The 20,370-nt window shown below is 34.2% G+C and carries 16 protein-coding genes and 1 pseudogene; 6 read left to right on the top strand and 11 right to left on the bottom strand.

What is annotated here, in order from left to right; all coding sequences use genetic code 11:
• Positions 1-141: 141 nt before the first annotated feature.
• From Q5W13_RS22435 to Q5W13_RS22390, 10 genes are all read right to left on the bottom strand, one after another.
• On the bottom strand, positions 142-1,098 hold the full coding sequence (locus tag Q5W13_RS22435) for a hypothetical protein (RefSeq protein WP_304444595.1): 957 nt from the start codon (positions 1,096-1,098) through the stop codon (positions 142-144).
• 149 nt (positions 1,099-1,247) lie between these two features.
• A complete protein-coding gene (locus Q5W13_RS22430) occupies positions 1,248-1,736 on the bottom strand; it encodes a GNAT family N-acetyltransferase (RefSeq protein WP_304444594.1) in 489 nt (162 codons plus the stop codon).
• Between the two features lie 159 nt (positions 1,737-1,895).
• The gene (locus tag Q5W13_RS22425; RefSeq protein ID WP_304444593.1) at positions 1,896-2,384 is read right to left on the bottom strand and encodes a GNAT family N-acetyltransferase; all 489 of its coding nucleotides are present in this window, start codon (positions 2,382-2,384) and stop codon (positions 1,896-1,898) included.
• Positions 2,385-2,798: 414 nt separating this feature from the next.
• Positions 2,799-3,887 (bottom strand): hypothetical protein, encoded by a 1,089-nt coding sequence (locus Q5W13_RS22420; RefSeq protein WP_304444592.1) that lies wholly within the window; start codon positions 3,885-3,887, stop codon positions 2,799-2,801.
• A gap of 653 nt (positions 3,888-4,540) precedes the next feature.
• Positions 4,541-5,407 carry a hypothetical protein gene (locus tag Q5W13_RS22415; RefSeq protein ID WP_304444591.1) on the bottom strand — a complete coding sequence of 289 codons (867 nt, stop codon included), beginning with the start codon at positions 5,405-5,407 and terminating at the stop codon, positions 4,541-4,543.
• 879 nt (positions 5,408-6,286) lie between these two features.
• Positions 6,287-7,171 (bottom strand): DUF4261 domain-containing protein, encoded by an 885-nt coding sequence (locus tag Q5W13_RS22410; RefSeq protein WP_304444590.1) that lies wholly within the window; start codon positions 7,169-7,171, stop codon positions 6,287-6,289.
• Positions 7,172-7,498: 327 nt separating this feature from the next.
• The gene (locus Q5W13_RS22405; protein ID WP_304444589.1) at positions 7,499-8,143 is read right to left on the bottom strand and encodes a hypothetical protein; all 645 of its coding nucleotides are present in this window, start codon (positions 8,141-8,143) and stop codon (positions 7,499-7,501) included.
• Between the two features lie 315 nt (positions 8,144-8,458).
• The gene (locus Q5W13_RS22400) at positions 8,459-9,871 is read right to left on the bottom strand and encodes a KAP family P-loop NTPase fold protein (RefSeq protein WP_304444588.1); all 1,413 of its coding nucleotides are present in this window, start codon (positions 9,869-9,871) and stop codon (positions 8,459-8,461) included.
• Positions 9,872-10,097: 226 nt separating this feature from the next.
• On the bottom strand, positions 10,098-11,369 hold the full coding sequence (locus Q5W13_RS22395) for a caspase family protein (RefSeq protein WP_304444587.1): 1,272 nt from the start codon (positions 11,367-11,369) through the stop codon (positions 10,098-10,100).
• Between the two features lie 224 nt (positions 11,370-11,593).
• Positions 11,594-12,124, bottom strand: coding sequence for a hypothetical protein (locus Q5W13_RS22390; protein ID WP_304444586.1), 531 nt, complete (start codon positions 12,122-12,124; stop codon positions 11,594-11,596).
• A gap of 430 nt (positions 12,125-12,554) precedes the next feature.
• Here Q5W13_RS22390 and Q5W13_RS22385 point away from each other — a divergent pair, with 430 nt between their 5' ends.
• From Q5W13_RS22385 to Q5W13_RS22355, 6 genes and pseudogenes are all read left to right on the top strand, one after another.
• On the top strand, positions 12,555-13,622 hold the full coding sequence (locus Q5W13_RS22385; protein WP_304444585.1) for a tyrosine-type recombinase/integrase: 1,068 nt from the start codon (positions 12,555-12,557) through the stop codon (positions 13,620-13,622).
• 365 nt (positions 13,623-13,987) lie between these two features.
• Positions 13,988-14,998, top strand: coding sequence for a hypothetical protein (locus Q5W13_RS22380; RefSeq protein ID WP_304444584.1), 1,011 nt, complete (start codon positions 13,988-13,990; stop codon positions 14,996-14,998).
• A gap of 109 nt (positions 14,999-15,107) precedes the next feature.
• Positions 15,108-15,527 carry a hypothetical protein gene (locus Q5W13_RS22375; protein WP_304444583.1) on the top strand — a complete coding sequence of 140 codons (420 nt, stop codon included), beginning with the start codon at positions 15,108-15,110 and terminating at the stop codon, positions 15,525-15,527.
• Between the two features lie 83 nt (positions 15,528-15,610).
• A pseudogene (locus Q5W13_RS25480) lies at positions 15,611-17,454 on the top strand (cytochrome-c peroxidase).
• A 116-nt stretch (positions 17,455-17,570) separates the two neighbouring features.
• Positions 17,571-18,686, top strand: coding sequence for a fasciclin domain-containing protein (locus Q5W13_RS22360; protein ID WP_304444580.1), 1,116 nt, complete (start codon positions 17,571-17,573; stop codon positions 18,684-18,686).
• A 123-nt stretch (positions 18,687-18,809) separates the two neighbouring features.
• A complete protein-coding gene (locus tag Q5W13_RS22355; RefSeq protein ID WP_304444579.1) occupies positions 18,810-19,148 on the top strand; it encodes a hypothetical protein in 339 nt (112 codons plus the stop codon).
• Between the two features lie 37 nt (positions 19,149-19,185).
• Here Q5W13_RS22355 and Q5W13_RS22350 read toward each other — a convergent pair whose 3' ends face one another.
• Complete coding sequence (locus tag Q5W13_RS22350) at positions 19,186-20,277, bottom strand: aldose epimerase family protein (protein WP_304444578.1); 1,092 nt, start codon at positions 20,275-20,277, stop codon at positions 19,186-19,188.
• Between the last annotated feature and the right edge of the window lie 93 nt (positions 20,278-20,370).

The raw sequence follows: 20,370 nt of genomic DNA, 5'->3' as shown, positions 1-20,370 counted from the left end.
GAAGCTAAAACTTATTGTTTAGTTTATTTTTTCTTGTCCAAAGCTAAATCCATAAGATTTAGCGACATTATAAATATACACAGACCTTTTGGTTAAGCCCTAAACTCCGCATTACGTTTAGGTTTTGTTGGCACCAGTTTTTTATTTTTCAGCGCGCTTCTTTTCTACTTTCAGTATGTTATTTTGAATATCTTTCATTATAATTTTTCCCCACCAACCTGCGTAAAAATTAAAAGTCGTATTCATTTTGAACTTACTGTATAGATGTAAACGATATTTACCTTCTTCAATTTTTTCAAGCTCATAGGTACCATCTAGAACATCAAAATATTCTCCTCCTATCAGAATATGTTCGTCAAGTGTGGTCGATGGAATTTCATAGGTGTTAGCTTTAATTGAAAAAACCATTTTTTTATTTTCCGTATATTCTGTTACGGTTTCTCGGAATATTAGTCCGTTCGTAAATATTGCTTCTCTATAAGCACCAACTCCTTTGTAATTTAACTCTGCTTTTAGAGGTCTAGGAAAGCCTAGAAATTCGGTTAAGTATCCTGTGTCTTCAGTTTTTTCAATTGTTTTAACCCTTGTTACGTTGTTCCAAATTTTTTCCGCACTTGAATTTATATCTATAAAAGTATATGCTTTATATGTTCCTGGGATTTTTTCTATTAATTGCTCAACAGGAGAGATTAAAAATGGGAGTAGTAAAAGAAACGAAATGTTTAATTTATCATTTCTTTTTTTGAGCTTCAAATAGCCACCTATTATACCTCCAATTGAAGCCGCAATCAGGAATATTGGTAAAATCATTAACCAGCAAGCCCAACCTTCTATTGCAAAAGCAAGAGTGATTAGTAGGAATAAGATTATCGGAACCCAAGGCATTAAAATTCGATAATATAGGTTTTCTACTTTGCTTTTGTCGGAAAGGTAAATTGTTAATGCTCCAACTATTGTGGGAAGAAGAAAAAGAAATGTAACGGACATTACAGAGAATAATTCATTCCAATCTTTTACTCCGAAAGCTAGTCTTAAAATTATTGCATATAGTGTCGGAATTCCAATTGCAATGAGAATGTTTTTCTGATTTCTTTTCATTTTTAAATTGGTGCCAACGGTCTAGGCTATGAGTAGTTGCGTGGCTTAGCACTTAATTCTACAAGTACACACCAAGTTGGAAATTTCGCAGAAATTTCTAAAGTTGGCGAGAACGAGCAATTACTTATAGCCATTGTTGTAGGTAGTTTTTATTTATTCAAATCTTTATACATTATATACGTGTCAACTAAACCTAATTCAGAATGTTTAAATCCTTTAGGTGTAGTTCCGATTATTTCAAATCCGTATTTTCTCCATAATTCAACTGCTCCTTTATTCGTACTAACCACAATATTGAATTGAATTCCCTCAAATTTATTTTCTCTCGCTATTTTGAGAGAATGCTCACAAAGTTTTTTTCCAATTCCCTTTTCTTGTGAATTTGGGTTTACCATATAACTGCAATTCGCAATGTGACTTCCTAAATCAATTTGATTCGGTTTAATGATATACGTTCCGAGTATTTCTCCATTTTCTTCAATCACATAAGTTTTCATATAATCTGCAAACCAATGTTTTTTTAAGTCCGATTTTGGTGTATTTGGATTAAATACATAAGTTTCTCCTGTTTCAATCACTTTTGAGAATATTTCCCAAACTTTATTATAGTCAGTTTCTGTTGCCTTTCTAATATTCAATTAATGTCGTTTTTTAATTACCTACAACGGTCTCGGCTATGAGTAGTTGCGTGTGTTAGCATTTAACTTTGCAAGTACACACCAAGTTGGAAATTCCGCAGGAATTTCCATAGTAGGCGAGGACAAGCAATTAATTATAGCCATTGTTGTAGGTAGTTTTTATTTATTCAAATCTTTATACATTATATACGTGTCAACTAAACCTAATTCAGAGTGTTTAAATCCTTTCGGTGTAGTTCCAATTATTTCAAATCCGTATTTTCTCCATAATTCAACTGCTCCTTTATTCGTACTAACCACAATATTGAATTGAATTCCCTCAAATTTATTTTCTCTCGCTATTTTGAGAGAATGCTCACAAAGTTTTTTCCCAATTCCCTTTCCTTGTGAATTTGGGTTTACCATATAACTGCAATTCGCAATGTGACTTCCTAAATCAATTTGATTCGGTTTAATGATATACGTTCCGAGTATTTCTCCATTTTCTTCAATCACATAAGTTTTCATATAATCTGCAAACCAATGTTTTTTCAAATCCGATTTTGGTGTATTCGGATTAAACACATAAGTGTCTCCTGTTTCAATCACTTTTGAGAATATTTCCCAAACTTTATTATAGTCAGTTTCTGTTGCTTTTCTGATATTCAATTAATGTCGTTTTTTAATTACCTACAACGGTCCGGGTATATCTTCCGGAAGGCGCAGCCTACCGAGTGGAAGATTGCTGCGACTTCTGGAATATATGCCCAGTTGTGTGTAGTTATCTAAAGTAAGTAGTAAAGTTGGCAAAAGCAATAGAGCCTTTATAAAAGTCGCGGAGTGCCCGGACCGTTGAGGGAAATGAGTGTTACGGGAGTCGTGAAAAAACAGCTATTCATGCAGTACGTGTTTTTTTGCAGCGGAGTAACACGGCCTTTAGGTCATTTCCCTCAACGGTTTTGTGTATGATTAGTGGCGTTTTTAAGCACCTAATTTAGCAAATACAAACCAAATAGAAAATCCGCGAGGATTTTCGTAAGTAGGCGAGAACTAGCCATTAATTATACACGGTGTTAGCCACCGTTATTTTTTCAGTACGAGTTTATAATATAATTCCACAATCAAACCATAATTGTCATTAGTTGGCTCAAACTTATGTAAGTTTCCAATGACCAAACTGTCCTTATCTACATTTATCAAATCTATATAATCTGAAGGATAAATTCCAGAATTTAAAATAATTTCGTTTCCAGTTTCTGAAACTTTCCAATTACCGTTTGCAACTGAATTTTCTAATTCATAAATATTATAAGTTAAATCGTCAGAAAATTTGAATGACAACCTTTTGTTTTTAAGAGACTTCATTTTCACATAAGTAGAATCCCAATTTCGAGAACCTTCTGAAATTGTATCTAAATCAATAATTTTATCAGTTTTCCAAACGTAATTTTGGATTTGTTCGTAAATTTTATCTTTTTGCTCTGTAGATATATATTGCTTTTTCCTTATATCAGTTTTGACGCTTGGAAACTCAAGTGATTCTAATTCAATTACGGAATCATTAACATAACTCTTTATTCTATAAAATTCCTCGTCCATTTGATGGAAAGTCTTAACGAATAATTGATTTCCATTAATTCCAATGGCTTTCCACTTATCTATTGTGCTTATAAATTGATTATCTTGAAGGTCTTTTTGAATACACAGTTTGGAATCTGGCTCATCAAAAAATAATGAATCCGTTAAAAAAAGTTCTCGTTGATAATCATTATAAGTCAAAACCCAATTTTTATGTTTCCAAATTTGCTTTTTTTCAGGTAGTGAGTTTTCTTTTCCCAATTTGACGAATTTTACTCTTGCGTTTTCATTAACATCTAAAACTAAACTATCTTGATATTGAGCAACAGAAACTGCCCAAAGTGTGTCATTAACAAAAAAATTATTTCCTGAAATCCGTAATTCAGTTTCTCCATTTCTTTGATCAAATACATTTCCATAAATTAATTTGTCATCTGCGAAATGTAATGTCATTCCGTCGTAAATACTATTTCCTGTTTCGGGTGGAATTGGATATGATTTTACTGCTAACCAATATGTGTCGGACAGATTATTTTTCTTGCACGAAACAACAATAAATCCGATGATTAATAATGGTAGCAGGATTTTTTTCATAATGGTGGCTAACGCCTGAGCTAAGAGTAGTGCGGTTTTAGAGAAACGATTCCCATTGCGCCATAGCGCTTAGCAAAAGCTTTTTGTTTTACTTTTTCTTGTCCAAAGCAAAATCCTAAAGATTTTGCGACTTCATAAAAATACGCAAACCTTTGAATTAATCGCCTTTGCCCGCATTACTTTTAGGTTCTGTTGGCACAAGTGTTTTTTTCTACGGCGTTGCTTGCGTTCTACTTGCGTATCTAAAGTGTTGCTTGCGAATTGCCACCCCGGTAGGGGGAAGCTAGCGTACTGGTTGCGTAACTATTGCGTACAGACCGGAAAGCTTTTTTGCGCAACGATTGCAGCAGAGTAAGTAATCCGTCAAGTTGTTGAAAATCCGTCCGCGCTTTGATTTTAAGAGTATTTCATGCAGCAGTTTTAATTTTAGATATACTTGCTTAACATTTGTGCCAACGGACTTGTGTATGGAACGTAGCGTGCAAAAAGACACTAACTTTTCGGGTTAACACAGAGCCAAATTTTTATATTTTGTTTTTAATTTTTCTCTTTTTAAAAGCCAAATTAAAAATTTGGCGGACTTTCTAAATATACACAAACCTTTCGGTTTAGCCTTTATTAGCTATGTTTTATAGACCGTGTTAGCAAACGTTTTATTTATTTAATTTCTTTCGTGCTTTTTTAAAGTAATTATCTCTCACGTATAAGAAATGCTTTTCCCAGTATTCGTTTTCTATATCATAATCTGTAAAGTCAGGTCTCTCAAATCCATTTTCTATTTCTAAATCTTTGTATAAATAAGCAATTTGATTAACACCATCATAGAAATATCCATTATCTATATATTGAGTAATTCTTACATTTAGGTTGCCATTTTCTAACAGCATACTGTTCCAATATGAACTTAGCTCATTTTTATTTAAATTTTCGGGAATATAGAAGAATAAAGTAATTGAATTGTCAACTTGTGATGTTTTGCAATGAAACTTAAATACTTTACTTTTTAAAAATGAACTTAAGACAACTTCTATAAATATTTTAGGTTTTACTGAAGTTGAAAATGGAGTAGACGTAGAGTAACCACAAATGTCAAAATTTGTATATTCTTTCGAGTTTATTTTCTTAAACGATTCAGTCCGCCATTGATAAGTACTATAAATCTCTGTATCTAAGTGTAATATTGAATTTCTGTAAATTTCTGTTTTTGATTTCCCGTCTGTTTGTTTTACTTTTTTAAATTCATTTGTAAAGACACTTAAAGAATCTGAATTCTCTAGAATCTCAATGATTTTATTTTTCACAATTTCGTGATTTGGATTTTGTTCATTTCTTGTTAAACATTTACCTGGAGAGTTTTTATATCTGAAGTATGGGTTTTCACTATTTACAGCTATTAAAATATTTTCACGATTTAAATCTGTTAATCCGTGATATCGCATTTCGACAAGTTTATTTCGACTTTTTATATCGGAAGGTTCATATTCTTTTCCGTTGTAACAAAATGCTTTTAAGTGTTTCAATTGCGTTTTTTTATGTTTGCTAACGTTCAGGCTAAGCGTAGTGCGGTAGCAAGGAAACTATTTGTTTCCGTCTATACACGAAGCTAAAGCTTATTGTTTAGTTTTATTTTTTTTCCAAAGCTAAATCCATAAGATTTAGCGACATTATAAATATACACAGACCTTTCGGTTTTAGCCTAAAGTCCGCATTACGTTTAGGTCTTGTTACCCAACGTTTTTTCCGTCCGAGTTAATCCGTTAGAGTGATAAGTCCATCAACACAACAGTTGCGTTTGAGTGGTGTCCATTTGCGCAAACAATATAAAAAGACCATTTGTGCAAACTTGCTAAAAGTCCATCAACAAAACAGTTCCGTTTCAATGAAGTCCATTTGCATAAACTTCTTTATCCCTGTTCAATTTCGATTTTATACTATTGAGAATTCAGGTCCTTCTATTGTTAATAACATTAGTAATATTTCATTTATTTACTTTCAATAAATACTTTAACATATACCTATAAATTACAATGGTAATTATTATTGCTAAAAATAATTGTACCACGTTTAAGATGATTTCATTCGGAGTTATTTTACTCAAAAGAAACGTAATAATCATAGCTGAAAATATAGTGGCGATTATGAAAGCAAGTACACCAAATAGGATTTTAAGTAAGATTATTTTCATTGGTTGTTTTTTTGTTCAAAATGTTGGGTAACGTTTTAGCTATGAACAGTACGGGAGCAAACTAGCGTTTGCTTTCCGCCATGCACATAGCGAAATCTTTTTGTTTTGATTTATTTTTTCCTGTTCAGAGCAAAATCCAAAAGATTTTGCGGACTTCATAAAAATACGCAAACCCAGCGATTAAGCCCAAAGCTCGTATTGTTTATAGGTTGTGTTAGCCACCGTTATTTATTTCAATTACGATTCTTTTCGGTTCGAGTTGAGAATCATTAAAATAGCACTTCAATTTTTCATTTTCTTCCACTCCCTCAATCGTATTGCCGTGCTCAATTACAACTCCCTTCTCAAAGATATAATTACCATAATTGAATAAAAGTCCAGCTATTTGTTGAGGATCATAACCTGTAAATCGAAACTCAAAATCTGGAAGTCCAAGTGAATTTAAACCTAGAGTATCCATAATCATTTCGTTCTTCGCTTCTTGAATATTGAATAAGCGAACATTCATAAAAGCATTTACATTTTGATAGTTATTCTGACCACTTTTTTCTATAAAATCGTTTGGCTCAAAAATAACTTCACTATTTCGAATCCATACAGCATTTGGTTTCATTGCAGAAACTATACTTGCTACAAATTTTTGAAAATATTCGACTCGCTCTTTATAATCTAAATTCCTTGACATTAAGTCGGTCAATAGGATTTCGTAAGAACATTTCTTAACCGTCTCTTCCGCAAGTGGCCAATTCCAAGATTGACCGAAAGAATTGTTCAGTTCAGAATATTCAATTTTATTTTCGTTAGGTATGAATATAGTTGCCTGAGCAGGAATATTTCCCTCAGCAAATTTGACTTCGTAATCTTTGAAAAAATAATGACGTGAATTTTCAGTTTTATCCGAGGTCTCTGGAAATTCTATTATTTCAAACCTGTTTTTCAGCTCTTTTTCAATAAGCTTATCGTTAAGGATAGGTTCATCTTCAAAGAAAAGTTTAACCATTAATAGTTCACTAGGATTTTCTAACTGTTCATTCTCTGGAACATCTGTTCCGTTTTCAGGTTCTGGTTTATTTCCGAATATTTTTTTGAATAGATTCATTCAGTTCTATTGGTTTTTTATAATGGTGGCTAACGGTGTGGCTATGAACAGTACGGGAGCAAACTAGCGTTTACTTTCCGCCACGCACATAGCGAAATCTTTTGGTTTTGTTTTTTCTTTTTTCTCTCGACAAAGCAAAATCCCAAAGATTTTGCGAACTTTATAAAAATACACAAACCTTTCGATTAAGCCCGAAGCCCGTATTGTTTATAGGTGTTGTTGTACTTAGTGTTTTTCCACCATAAGTACCCAGTTTCCACCCTTTGCTAGGTCTTAATTCTAGCTAATACTTTAAATTCAATTAAATAAATAAAGATTTTGCAGTCATCAGTCTTTAAACTTTATATGTTCACGAAAGAATGGTTTTACCAAAAGCCATGGGGTGGGAAGATTTCCTTCAAAAAATGATCCAGTCCATTCCTCATAGATAGGCGTAACATTACCATCTTTGTCTATCTCAATTAAATCATGGACCTCCCTAGACTTAAAATAGTGTTTGCCAGTTTTTATATTTATGTACTTATTTTTTTTGTTCCATTTGGTATTGTCCTTTGTCCGTCCACGCAATATAATCTTGTCGTCTTTTATTACTGGATAATAATAATAGGCAAGCTCATATTTCTCCAAAAGTCCATAGTACTGATAATAGATTGACGTTCCATCTCCACTTATCGTAAAGTGTGGGCATTCCAGTTTATCTAATAAACTTCTATTAATATTTCCTTTTTCTGGAACTTGGCAACGATATGAATGATAAGAGGCTGCGTATTTTTCAACATTCTCCCAAGGTTCTAGATTTTCCCAGTCCACATCATTATCTTCTAATTTTGGTAAGATTGAATCAGAATTCGAATTTTTAGAACCGTATTTTTCTGTTTTAACTGTTTCTGCTTCTATATCTTCAATTATTATTTCTTGGGAAAAAACAGTTACACTCGATATTAATAGTATAATAATTAGAATTCGCTTCATATCTTTTTAGTTATAGTTGTTGATTGTTTAATTGAACAAGCAATTTTTCCAAGAATTCAAGTATTAGCATGGGTATTATGTTTGGATAGGTTCATTTTTTTGCAACATTAAGTACAACGGTTTAGCTATGAACAGTACGGGAGCAAACTAGCGTTTGCTTTCCGCCACGCACATAGCGAAATCTTTTGTTTTGTTTTTTCTTTCTTTCTATCAAAGCGAAATCCCAAAGATTTCGCGACCTTATAAAAACACGAAAACCTTGGCGTTTAAAACCTAAGCCCGTATTGTTTATAGGTTTTGTTATCTGCTGGCTTTTTACGTTTGCAAAGCTTCTAATAAGTCAATTTTATTAGTGAAATGAGACAAGGCTAAATCTCCTGCTCCTTGTTTCCAACTGATATTTTCTAAAATATGAGCAATATCGTATTCAGCATCTTTCTTTACAATGGAACTAATTAAGGCTTTATTTTTACCAGTTTCTGAATCTTTTTCCATTAATGGTTTTCTGTGATACCTTTCTTGATAATAATTATTGTAAGCATTTACTATAAACATTTCAAGCCACATTAGTTGTCTTTCTGTTTCTTCATTTATCTTAATTTTAATTATAGACAAAAATTCTTCTTGTACTTCTTGTATGCTCAAATTTTTGCTTTTTAGATTCTCATAGAAATTATTATGTCTTATTTTAATAAAGGTTAGAAAAATGAATATGTGAGGAATAACGTAACTATTTGTATTAAAACTGCGAAGAGCCAAACGGGAATGTGAAAATATTTTTTCTTGCTGTCTTAATGGCACCTTGGCATTAGTAAAAAGTAATTTACAAGTTGCTAGAAAGTTTGTTTTATTTTCCTGTACTTCTCTAAGTTGAAGTCTTTCAGGGGACTTAAAGAAATCATCAAATTTAAAATAGTCGTATAGATAATTGTAAAAAACGTCTGCTTCAGGTTCTGGAATAGAATATTCTATATCAATAAATCGTCTCAAATATTCGTCTGCATCTAAATCTGCACTACCATAAACGCCTTTAACTGCATTTCCAAGTTGTTCTTTATCGATGGATAAAACAAAAACTATGTTTGGAACAGAAAAGAAATGTTTTATTTGTTCTAGAATGGATACAGCATAATTGGGACGACATCTGTCTAACTCATCAATTATGAAAATTAGAGGTTTACCTTTACTGGTATTTGCTATAAATTCAGATAGGCTCACACGAAAATCTGAAACACTTTTTTTCTTTTTTGCGTACTCTATTACTTCATTTTCAAATACGTCTGAAAGTCCTTTTGTAACGCCTACAATAGCGTCTTTTATTCCTTCTGTGTCAATATATCTGTCCGCAATAGCTTTTGCAATTATTGGAGCAATATTTTTTGTTAGTGTAGATGCTTTTTTTAAAGTTTTTTTGAATTCAGGTTCAGTCTTTTTGGTGGTAAGAGATTTTAACTCTCCCATCAATGCAGTTAATGGATTGTTTTCGAAATCATTCTCCCAAGCATTAAAGTATAAGGTTTGATATTCATTATTTTTCAAATCTTGCTCCCACATTTTGACAAAAGTGGTTTTTCCAGCACCCCATTTATTATTTAAGGCAAGAACAAATCCATTTGGATATGATTGAATTATATTGGTTAAGATTTTAGAATATTTTTCCCTGTCCAGTTTGCAATTTGCAAAAGGGTTTTTCTCTTCTATCTCAATTTCTGAGTGTTTAATGTTCATTCATTTTCTTTTTTGAGCTTGCAGATAACGGTTGAGCTATGAACAGTACGGGAGCAAACTAACGTTTGCTTTCCGCCACGCACTTAGCGAAATCTTTTTGTTTTGTTTTTTTCTTTGTCCCGCTAAAAAGCAAAATCCCAAAGATTTTGCGGACTTCATAAAAATACATAAACCTTTCGATTAAGCCCGAAGCCCGTATTGTTTATAGGTTGTGTTGTGTGTAGTTTTATTTTTCGAAAAATTCATTCATTATACCAATCAATAATTCCGATTCAATTATTTCGTTAAGGGAATCAATATTTTGATTTACATAATCAAGGTCTTCCATTATTAAATTTTGCTTTTTTAAAATTTCGCCATCAAGTTTAAATCCAATCCAAATATGATTATTTATATCTCTTTGTATTGATTTGAACTCTCCAAACTTATCGTTGTGAGCAAATATTGATGAGTAATGTTCCATTGCCATTAATATTTTTTGAAATTCACTCACTTCATCTCTTGTTAAATTAGGTGACTGATTTACAACTTGTCTATCTAATTCTCTAAAATCTATTGTTTTACTAATCATACTAAATTTATATGCAGAATGTATAATTTTTTGCAGATTGAATAGTATCATAAAAGCATCTCTAGGATGAATGGTGTTTTTATGTTCTTCAAATTGTTTTTTAAAAAGTAGTGTTGCTTCTGAAAATGGAATTTTTTCTGTTTTCACATGGTCTCCAATAATAATGCTGAAATCGATAGGGTTTTCAGTAAGTTCATTAAATGCAAAAATCAATTCCTTTTTCAAGTACATTATAAGCGCAGTAGCTTCTTTTACAAAATAAAAATCATCTCCGTGCAAAGAAGATTCCTCCCAAGGAACTTGTCTTCCATTTGTATCTTGTAAAACTTTTGTTCTTGTGTTTTTGAAAACTCTTTCTATAGGTATGTTCGGTGTCTTTAAATTACTTAAAAGGTGTTTTGTATATATTCCGTTTCTGTCATTCTGTCTTTCAATTGATGTCATATTTGGACTAGTTGCAAACGCTATTAATGTTCCCATTGGAGCAACCATTCTAGCTAGACCGCCTGAAACTCCTTTTATTCCTGATTTAAAAGGGTTATTTCTACAAGCATCTAAAATAATTAAATGCATAATTTTAGATTGAATATCTATGTTCAATAATAAATCAGAAGCGTTGATACAGGAATATGGAATTTCTTCTGTTATTGAAATATTTGCATCCGAGGGCACAATGAAATTGTCTCCTTCAACTTGAAGTCCATGACCAGAAAAATATATAATTGATATGGTGTCTTTTGAAATCTTTTTCTTGTAAACAGCTAAAGATTTAATGATTTCTTTTTGACTTGGATTAAGTAATATTTCAGTATTGAAATCGCACTTTTTTAGAAATTCAGAAACATCTTCGGCATCATTCTCGCATTTATCTAGTAAATCGAGATTTTCATATTTATTGATTCCGATTACTAGTGCTTCTTTTTTCATTTAAGGTTTGGTTCTGTAGAAATTACACACAACGGTTGAGCTATGAACAGTACGGGAGCAAACTAGCGTTTGCTTTCCGCCAAGCACATAGCAAAATCTTTTTGTTTTGATTTATTTTTTCTGTCCAAAGCAAAATCCCAAAGATTTTGCGGACTTTATAAAAATACACAAACCTTTCGTTTAAGCCCGAAGCCCGTATTGTTTATAGGTTGTGTTGTACATAGTTATTTTTCTAGGATACTTTCAAATTGGTTTACAATAACAGTATTTCCAATTTCTTTAAATGGGGAAAGCATTTTTTTTGGCTTATATTTTTGCGCAAAGCAGTAACCTTTTGAATCATTTTTTTCATAACCGTTTACAAGAATTGCGTCATGTTTTTTTCCATTTTCGGTGATTAGTCCATCATACACAATAATTGCGAGTTCTGGTTTTTCATCTAATTCTACAATGTATTTTTTTGCTTGTGCTAAACCCTCCTCTAGCGTTTCCTCCATAAATCTGCTCATATTCATTTGTTCACCTGTCTTTATCATTACAAATGGAATTAGCGGTCCGTTTCCATCTTCAATTGACGCAACACCGTGGTCTAACCCTTTGAATACAAGCGTTGTTAATTTTTCACTTGGAGCTGTTTTAGTCATAGTTTTTAATTGTAATTCCGACTTCGGACTAGAGTTTAATTCATCATTTTTATTTTCACTTTTACAGGATAAACTTATTAATGTCAAAATGAATATTGATAGGTAATTCATTGTTTTTTATAATTATGTACAACGGTCCGGGTATATCTTCCGGTAGGCGCAGCCTCCCGAGTGGAAGATTGCTGCGACTTCTGGAATATATGCCCAGTTGTGTGTAGTTATCTAAAGTAAGCAGTAAAGTCGGCAAAAGCAAGATGGCCTTAATTAAAGTCGCGGCATGCCCGGACCGTTGAGGGAAATGAGTGTTACGGGAGTCGTGAAAAAACAGCTGTTCATGCAGTACGTGTTTTTTTGCAGCGGAGTAACACGGCCTTTAGTTCATTTCCCTCAACACATATATATGTGTAATTGATCCTCAAGGTACAAAAAGAAACAAAAATATCGGAAACAATTATAGATAAAGGGATGGGGGAAGATTAATAGAGTAGGTATTTTGTATATCATTTATTATCTTTCGTAGAATTGATATACAAAATGCGGAATGGACATTTCTAAATATAATTTTGAATTTACGACTCATAATACTAAAAATGTAATTTTAGTAGTCTTTCCATTTAAACAAATTTTGGTAAGCGAATTGCGTACGAGGTTTCCATCCGCTAAATGGAGTAGAACAAAAGGAGCATGGTATTTACCAGACCTTCCCGCAGTAAGAAAAGCCCTGTGTATAAAAGAAGTTTCTTTCTTAACTAAATATTTGTCGCAGATTGCTCCAAAGAACAAGCCCGAACTCATTAGGTTTTATGATCAACTAAGATTAAAGGCATATAGTCAGAACACCATACGTATCTATGTTGCAGAATTCGTCCATTTACTTATCCTATTAAAGAATTATCCGGTTGCAGATTTAAATGTAAAAAGGTTAAAAGACTATTTTCTTTACTGTGTTTATGAAGATAAAATGAGGGAGCGAAAACTCAACGGAAAAATAAATGCAATCAAATTTTATTACGAAAAAGTATTGCACAGAGAGCAAATGTTTTTTGATATACCCAGACCTAAAAAGCCAGCCATTTTACCCAAAATGCTGAGTAAAAAAGAAGTGGCCCGCTTGTTGGCACAAGTAAACAATCTTAAACACCTTATTGCTTTGCAACTTTGTTATGGTATGGGCCTAAGGGTGTCCGAAGTGGTGGCCATTAAGCTAAATCATATAGATAGTAGTAGAATGGTAGTCCTTATAAAAGGAGCCAAGGGTAAGAAAGATAGGACAGTGCCATTACCGGTAAGTCTATTGCCAAAATTAAGAACTTATTATAAGGAGTACAGACCAAAAGAGTACTTATTAGAAGGGCAGTACGGTGGTCAATATGCCAAGGGTAGTGTACAGAAAGTTTTTAAGAATGCTATGAAGAAGGCAAGGATAAATAAGAATATTGGGGTTCATGGTTTACGCCATAGTTATGCAACCCATTTATTAGAATCTGGAACGGATATGCGTTTTATACAGGAACTTTTAGGTCATAGTTCTATAAAAACTACACAGGTGTATACTAAAGTAACCCCAAGAAGTATGGCCAATATTGAAAGCCCTTTAGATTCATTATAAAGAGTTCATTAAAACATAGTATTATTAATTTGGTCCTGCAGTGGTTGTAGTGCAAGATTTTTTTATGCATATTATTTGTCTTTTAGATTTAGACTTCTTCTGTTTTTCAAAATAAATAACCGCTAAAACCAACTTCGGTTTCTCTTTCCTTATTTAAAGAGTTCGCGTATTCTTCAGGCTCACCCAATTTTTCATACAAAAACGGCTCCGTTATTTAGAATGAAAATAGATGGTAACGTTAAGCTAACAACTTAACATAAAGTTGAACTTTAGTTTATAGTATCACCATAATCAGTTAACAATGTTTGAGGATTACTAGGATATTTTTGCTCCAAATTATTTTAACAAATAACCAAAAGAACAAAATGAAAACAGTATCCAAAATGTTATTACTGGCAGGCTTGGTAGCAACCACATCCTGTGAAAAATTAGAAAATTTCGTGGGCCATGGTGGTCAAGGAGAGGAAGAAGAGGGAACTATCTTCGAGAACAAATCAGAGCTTGAGCCGCTAGTGGCAATCAACTCAAACTTCAATTATGTAAAAGCATATTCTCTAATAAGTTCTACAGATATTTTAGAGGATGGTTTTCAATTGGTGGGTGCCCAAGATGGTGCTGGTTTCTTGAAAGATGGTGATGGTTATATGTACGTTGTAAACGCAGAAGACAATTATGCGGTTAGTCGTATTCGCTTAGATAAAAACCTTAACCCGGTTAGTGGAGATTGGTTGTTGAACTCAGGTGTTGCAGATTTTGCCCGCCAGTGTTCAGGTACTATGTGGGAAGCAGATATTCACGGTGGTGCAAAAGATATGTTTCTTTCTGCTTCTGAAAGCTTTCATTATGATGTAAAAGGTATTGACCCTCACGTTGCCGTTCCTACGCCAACTGCAGATTTTGGTTTGGATGCTTTGGGTGAATTCTCATGGGAAAACGCAGTGCCATTACCAAGAGACACGTACAAAGGTAAAACAGTTATTATAGGTGGTGATGATGATTCATCTGGTTCGGAAGGACAGGTTACACTGTACTATTCCGAAAATGGAGATGCAGATTTTAACAACGGTAAAATCTATGTTTTGAAATTTAAAGAAGTGGCTTCTGGTGCTACAGATGCAAATGGTAGCCCAATTAACCCAATGGCGGTTGAAGAAGGTGTTATCTATAATGAAGGTCAATTGGCTTTTCAGGAAACTTATGAAGTGGAGTTTGTTGAAATTGAAAACGGTGCTGAAATGACTAAAGACGAAATGGAAGATGCTTGTGTTGCAGTAGGTGCTTCAGCTTTCATGCGTGTTGAAGATGTGGATTACCAAAAAGGTTCTGTAGAAAATGCTAGAAACGTATTTTTTGCAGTAACCGGTAGAGGTCCATAGAGGTACTTATAATGATTGGGGTACGGCTTACAAATTAGAGTTAGATGAAGATTCTCCTTTAACGGGTAAATTAACTCAGATCATAAGCGGTAATACGGATACCAACAACATGGACGGAAATATATCTAGACTTCAAAGTCCAGATAACATTAACGTAACTGAAAACTTCGTATACCTTCAAGAAGACCCTAACTCTTTTGATAGAGGCCATGCTGCCGCTATCTACCAAACAGATTTAAAAGGTAACAACGCTAAAGTTGTATTGGAATTGGTAGTTAGAAATGACCTAGACCCATCAGGAAGCACTGGTTTCAGTGGAGAGTTTGGTGCATTGGTTGATATTTCTGATAAAGTGGGTGTTGATGATACGTTCCTATTGAACCTTCAGCCTCACTACTGGCAGAATGATGACTTTAAAAGCAAAGATGGTCATGATTTGGAATCTGATAATCCAGATGCAATTGCCGCTGGTGCTAGAGAAGATAACCAAGGTGGGCAAATAGTTATCCTACAAGGTTTACCTAGATAAGACATTACTTTTTTAAGGTGAAAGACCTCCATACTAATGGAGGTCTTTCCCTATTTATAATTTTCTATCAACGTATTTAAGTTATGTATAAATTTTTCTTCTTTTTTATATTGCTATGTAGTGTTCTTTCCTGCAAAAATAAAAATGACCAGTTGGCAGCGGTTCATACGGTCGATAATGTCGATTGGAGTTATGCCGAAAATTTCTATCAAAAAAATATGACCGAGGCAGTTGATTTAATCGACTCTTTGAGTAAGGTTGACGCAGAGAGTCCAGAAGCTAAAAAAATCTTTACAGCGCTTCGTGTAGCCTTTAAAAAAGCAGAACCCTACGCTTCTTATTTAAATCCTGAAGTTGGTCACCGTACCAACGGACCTGCCTTACCTGTCTTTGCAGAAGATACGGAGCGTATCCTAAACCCAATAGGGCTTCAGAAGATAGAAGAGTCTATTTATGAAGGTGAAGATCCAGCAGTTTTTAAAAGAGAGACCAGCCTTACCAAAGGATTAATTGTTAATCTTATGCAAAATGTTTCGGAGCACAAACTGAGTTCAGAACGATTTTTTATTGCTACGCACCAGCAACTATTACGCATCATTAGTTTGGGGATTACCGGTTTTGATACCCCGGTGAGTCAGTTGGGATTATCGGAAACTGTGGTGTCGTTACAGGCGTTAAAAGAGGTCTATGACCATACATTATCTGAGTTGATTAAAAAGAAAAATACAGGTTTAGATACTGAATTCCACTTGAATATAGCTCGCGCTGTTGCTTTCATTGAAAAGAACGGCGACTTCAATTCATTTGATCGCTATACTTTTATTCGGGAGTACATGAACCCTATTACCCGCAATTGGGTAAGCATCAGAAAAGAAAGCGGTCTATGGGAAGGTGTAAACAACAAGCCTTTTAATTTTGACGCACCTACTTTCTTTGAAAAGGATGCTTTTAATGTTGAATATTTTACCCCGCCAGTCAATAGAAACCCTTCTGAAAAGCAGATTGCTTTAGGTAAGAAATTGTTTCTAGACCCCAATTTATCGCAGTCTGGTAAAATGGCCTGTGTTACCTGCCATATGCCGGATAAGGCCTATACAGATGGTATTGCGGTCAATGTAGGCAATAACGGTAGTCCGTTGGAGCGCAATGCACCAACGTTAATAAATTCGGCCTTTCAGAAAAGCTTTTTTGGGATGGTCGTGCAGAGAATATCTTGGATCAGATATCATCGGTATTTAATAACAAGCAAGAATTTAATACGGGTGTTCATGAGTTTTCTACGGATATTTTAAAGGATACTACCTACCATGTTTTGTTTGAGGATGCTTTTGGTAGAATATCAAACAGGAACAATGATATTATCAAAGCTATTTCATCTTATATATCCACTTTAAACGGCTTCGATTCCAAGTTCGATAAAAACATGAGGGCCGAGGAAGATTCGTTTACTTCCGAAGAAAAGTTGGGTATGAACCTGTTTATGGGGAAAGCACTTTGTGCAACATGTCATTTTATGCCTTTAACAAACGGTACGGTACCTCCTTTTTATGCCGAAACGGAAAAAGAGGTCATTGGAGTTCCGGAAACCAAAGAAAACAAGACTTTAGATGATGATTTAGGTTTCTACTGGCGATATAACAAACCAGAGCATTTGGGGATGTTCAAAACACCTACCGTTCGTAATGCGGAGTATACTGCTCCTTACATGCATAACGGAGTTTACAATACGTTGGAAGAGGTTATGGATTTCTATAACAAAGGCGGTGGTGGCGGAATGGGTTTTGACCTAGAACATCAAACCTTGCCTTTTGATGAGTTGGATTTAACGGACGAAGAACAAAAAGCTATTATCGCATTTTTAAAAACCTTGTCGGACACTAATGTGGAGGAGGAAGATACGCTTCAATTGGCAGATGCTACGTCTTAAATCCATAGATTTTATTGCTATAAATTTAAAGTTTAGCTAACCTAGAATTAAAGAAAAGCACGAGTTGTGTTTTTAATAAAGCACTACTTTGTGCCCCAGTTAAAACCGTTATGAAAATGATAATTACAAGAAGATTTCTTAAAAACTTGGGCATGCTCGTTTTGGGTATATCAATGGCTATAGGTTGTTCAAAAGGAAGTGATATGGCTGATGATGTTGAAAACGAAATTAGTAAAGAAGAGGATAAGACCGAGGAACCTGCAGATGAAACTCCAGAGGAAGTAACTCCTGATGAGATAGTGCTGAACGCAGCAGAGTTTATTCAATCCGAAGATAGTTTAACCATCTCCGCCGAAGCTTTGGACGCCATTGACGATACGCTTGTAGAGATGCTTTCTGATGAAAACGGAAAGATTACATTTTTTGTGCCGAGCAATGAAGCGTTTACGGAATTTCTTAGCTCGTTAAAAGAGTACACGGACGTACTTGATTTTGATGAAGCCCTAGAAAAGGAAATATTAGCACAAGTATTAAAGTACCACGCAATTATAGGAGGAGCTAATTTCTCTACTGAACTTTCTAACGGTTCCATTTTGGAGACTTTACAATCCGAAGAAATTAAAATTACGGTAGATGGTGATGTATATATTCTTGATACTACACAGATAAAAGCCAGAATAACTACGGCGGATATTGAAGTAGCCAACGGTGTTATCCACATCATAGATAAGGTTCTGATACCGGATTCCGTTCTTGCGGATTTATTCCCAAAAGCCTCTTTGATCGATTTAATAAATGAAACCGAAGAGCTTTCTATGTTTGCAGAAGGCATTAAAGAAGCTGGTTTGGAAAGTAGATTCAATGAAGGGGATTATACGGTTTTTGCACCAACAAATGCGGCATTGGAAAAGTTGTTTTCAACGCTTGGGAATGATTATAATTCTTTTGCGGATTTCACCAATATTTTGGAAAAGCAGGCACTAAAAGAGATTATTTTAGGTCATGTGGTGGAAGAAGTTATAGTGCGTAATGATTTGAAAATAGGAGTATTACCTACTTTAGTTGAAGATGATGCTGTAGAGGTGATTGAAGGTGCGGCAGGTTTAGCGCTTCAAGATGCCTCCGAGTTTAAAACGAATTTTGTTGAGTTTGATATGGAAGCTTCAAATGGGGTTATCCATACTATTGACAAGATTCTTATCCCTCAAAAAGCACTTTTGCTGATTAACTAATGGGGTAGGGAAGAGCTCTTCTATTTTTTGTATTAACATATATTTTCTTCAAATTTATGTGGGACTGGACTATATTTTGTAGTTTAGAAGACGACCTATGTATGCTAATATGAAAATACTAAAATGATAGAAACTATTGAGTTAAGGAATAAGCCGGAACTAAAAATAATTTTAAACGCGGACGAATTTGAAGTTATTGATGCGGCTAAACCCAGAAATAACGGAAAATATTTATTTCGTAAAATCAGAAATGTAGAGTTAAGTAAGGAACGGACAGATTGGTTGGTTTCTAGTATAGCTTTTCTTGCATCAATATTTACTCATGGTAATCTTGAAACTTATAAAAACAGAGCAAACCTCACTTTAGAAACTGATAGTCAGACTTTAAAAATCTGGTTGGGTAATGCAGATTACGAAAAGGCACAAAGCGTTATGAAGTTCATTGAGAGAAAAAAAATGTAATTCTAGAATCTAATACTCAACTATATATCAGTATATATCACTCCACAACCCCAAAATCATAAACAATCGTTTCAAAATATTTTTCACCGGGCTTCAATAAAGTAGATGGAAAATTAGGATGGTTTACGGCATCCGGGAGATCTTGGGTTTCCAGACAGAGGGCCATATGGGGCGTATAGGCTATACCATATTTCCCCGTAATATTTTCCAGACCATTACTGGCATATACGGTTATTCCGGGTTGGGTGGTAAATACCTCTAGTTTTCTGCCCGAGTTAGGTTCTATCACCTCTGCGGCCTTTTTCATTTCACCATCCTCTTTATTCAAAACATAGCAATGATGATAGCCATTTAAGGGAATATCGTGAATTTTATCTCCTAAACGAGTCATTGTGGACAAATCCCAAGCGGTACCTTTTAAAGGCGGTAATTTTCCGGTTGGGGTAATGTTCTCACCAAATTCCGTATACGTATCGGCATCAACTATTACCTTATGATCATATATCAATTCTTTGGCTCCGTTCAGGTTAAAATAGCTGTGGTTGGTCATGCTTACATGGGTATCCTTATCGGTCTCGGCTTCAAAAGTTGCATAAATGGCATTGTCGTCATTTAGGAGATACGTAATAGTAACATCAAGATTTGGATAACCAAAAGACCCATCAGGAGATAGATAATAGAATCGCAGTCCTTCTCCATTTTCATTTGATATGATTTTGGCATCCCAAACGGCATCTCTAAACTCGTTTCCGCCATGAATGGCAGTACCTTCTTCGTTGGCCGCAAGTTTATAAACCGAATCGTTCATTACGAACTGGGCATTTTTAATGCGGTTAGCGTAACGCCCAACCGTAGTGCCAAAACTGGGGTGTCCCTTTAAATAGTCTTGTAAATTATCAAAGCCTAGAACCACATCGTCTAATTTTCCATTTTTATCGGGTACGAAAAGGCTAGTAATAATGCAGCCCAAATTCATGATTTGCATTTTCATTCTATTGGCGTTAGTAATGGTATAGAGCGAGACGTCTTTGCCCTTTACAGTTCCCCAATGTTCCTTTTGTACAGATTGTGCGTTTATAGGACAGCTAATAAGCGCGAAAAGTGCTGTTAAGCAAAGAATTTTCTTCAAAATTTGAAATTTAAAAATCGCATCAAATTACAAAAAAGAAAAAGGGGTATAAAGTAAAAACAGGTCAAACTATAAAAGCTTGACCTGTTTAAT

Origin of the sequence: Zobellia laminariae (assembly GCF_030553095.1) — a bacterium.
In the GTDB taxonomy this organism is placed as follows: Bacteria; Bacteroidota; Bacteroidia; order Flavobacteriales; family Flavobacteriaceae; genus Zobellia; species Zobellia laminariae.
This window is presented reverse-complemented; position numbering and strand designations above follow the sequence as displayed.

Excerpts from the sequence above, each read along its gene's own strand:
- Q5W13_RS22435 (WP_304444595.1), bottom strand. The coding sequence starts at position 1,098 with ATGAAAAGAAATCAGAAAAACATTCTCATTGCAATTGGAATTCCGACA.
- Q5W13_RS22420 (WP_304444592.1), bottom strand. The coding sequence starts at position 3,887 with ATGAAAAAAATCCTGCTACCATTATTAATCATCGGATTTATTGTTGTT.
- Q5W13_RS22410 (WP_304444590.1), bottom strand. The coding sequence starts at position 7,171 with ATGAATCTATTCAAAAAAATATTCGGAAATAAACCAGAACCTGAAAAC.
- Q5W13_RS22405 (WP_304444589.1), bottom strand. The coding sequence starts at position 8,143 with ATGAAGCGAATTCTAATTATTATACTATTAATATCGAGTGTAACTGTT.
- Q5W13_RS22400 (WP_304444588.1), bottom strand. The coding sequence starts at position 9,871 with ATGAACATTAAACACTCAGAAATTGAGATAGAAGAGAAAAACCCTTTT.
- Q5W13_RS22395 (WP_304444587.1), bottom strand. The coding sequence starts at position 11,369 with ATGAAAAAAGAAGCACTAGTAATCGGAATCAATAAATATGAAAATCTC.
- Q5W13_RS22390 (WP_304444586.1), bottom strand. The coding sequence starts at position 12,124 with ATGAATTACCTATCAATATTCATTTTGACATTAATAAGTTTATCCTGT.
- Q5W13_RS22385 (WP_304444585.1), top strand. The coding sequence starts at position 12,555 with ATGGACATTTCTAAATATAATTTTGAATTTACGACTCATAATACTAAA.
- Q5W13_RS22380 (WP_304444584.1), top strand. The coding sequence starts at position 13,988 with ATGAAAACAGTATCCAAAATGTTATTACTGGCAGGCTTGGTAGCAACC.
- Q5W13_RS22375 (WP_304444583.1), top strand. The coding sequence starts at position 15,108 with ATGGACGGAAATATATCTAGACTTCAAAGTCCAGATAACATTAACGTA.
- Q5W13_RS22360 (WP_304444580.1), top strand. The coding sequence starts at position 17,571 with ATGATAATTACAAGAAGATTTCTTAAAAACTTGGGCATGCTCGTTTTG.
- Q5W13_RS22355 (WP_304444579.1), top strand. The coding sequence starts at position 18,810 with ATGATAGAAACTATTGAGTTAAGGAATAAGCCGGAACTAAAAATAATT.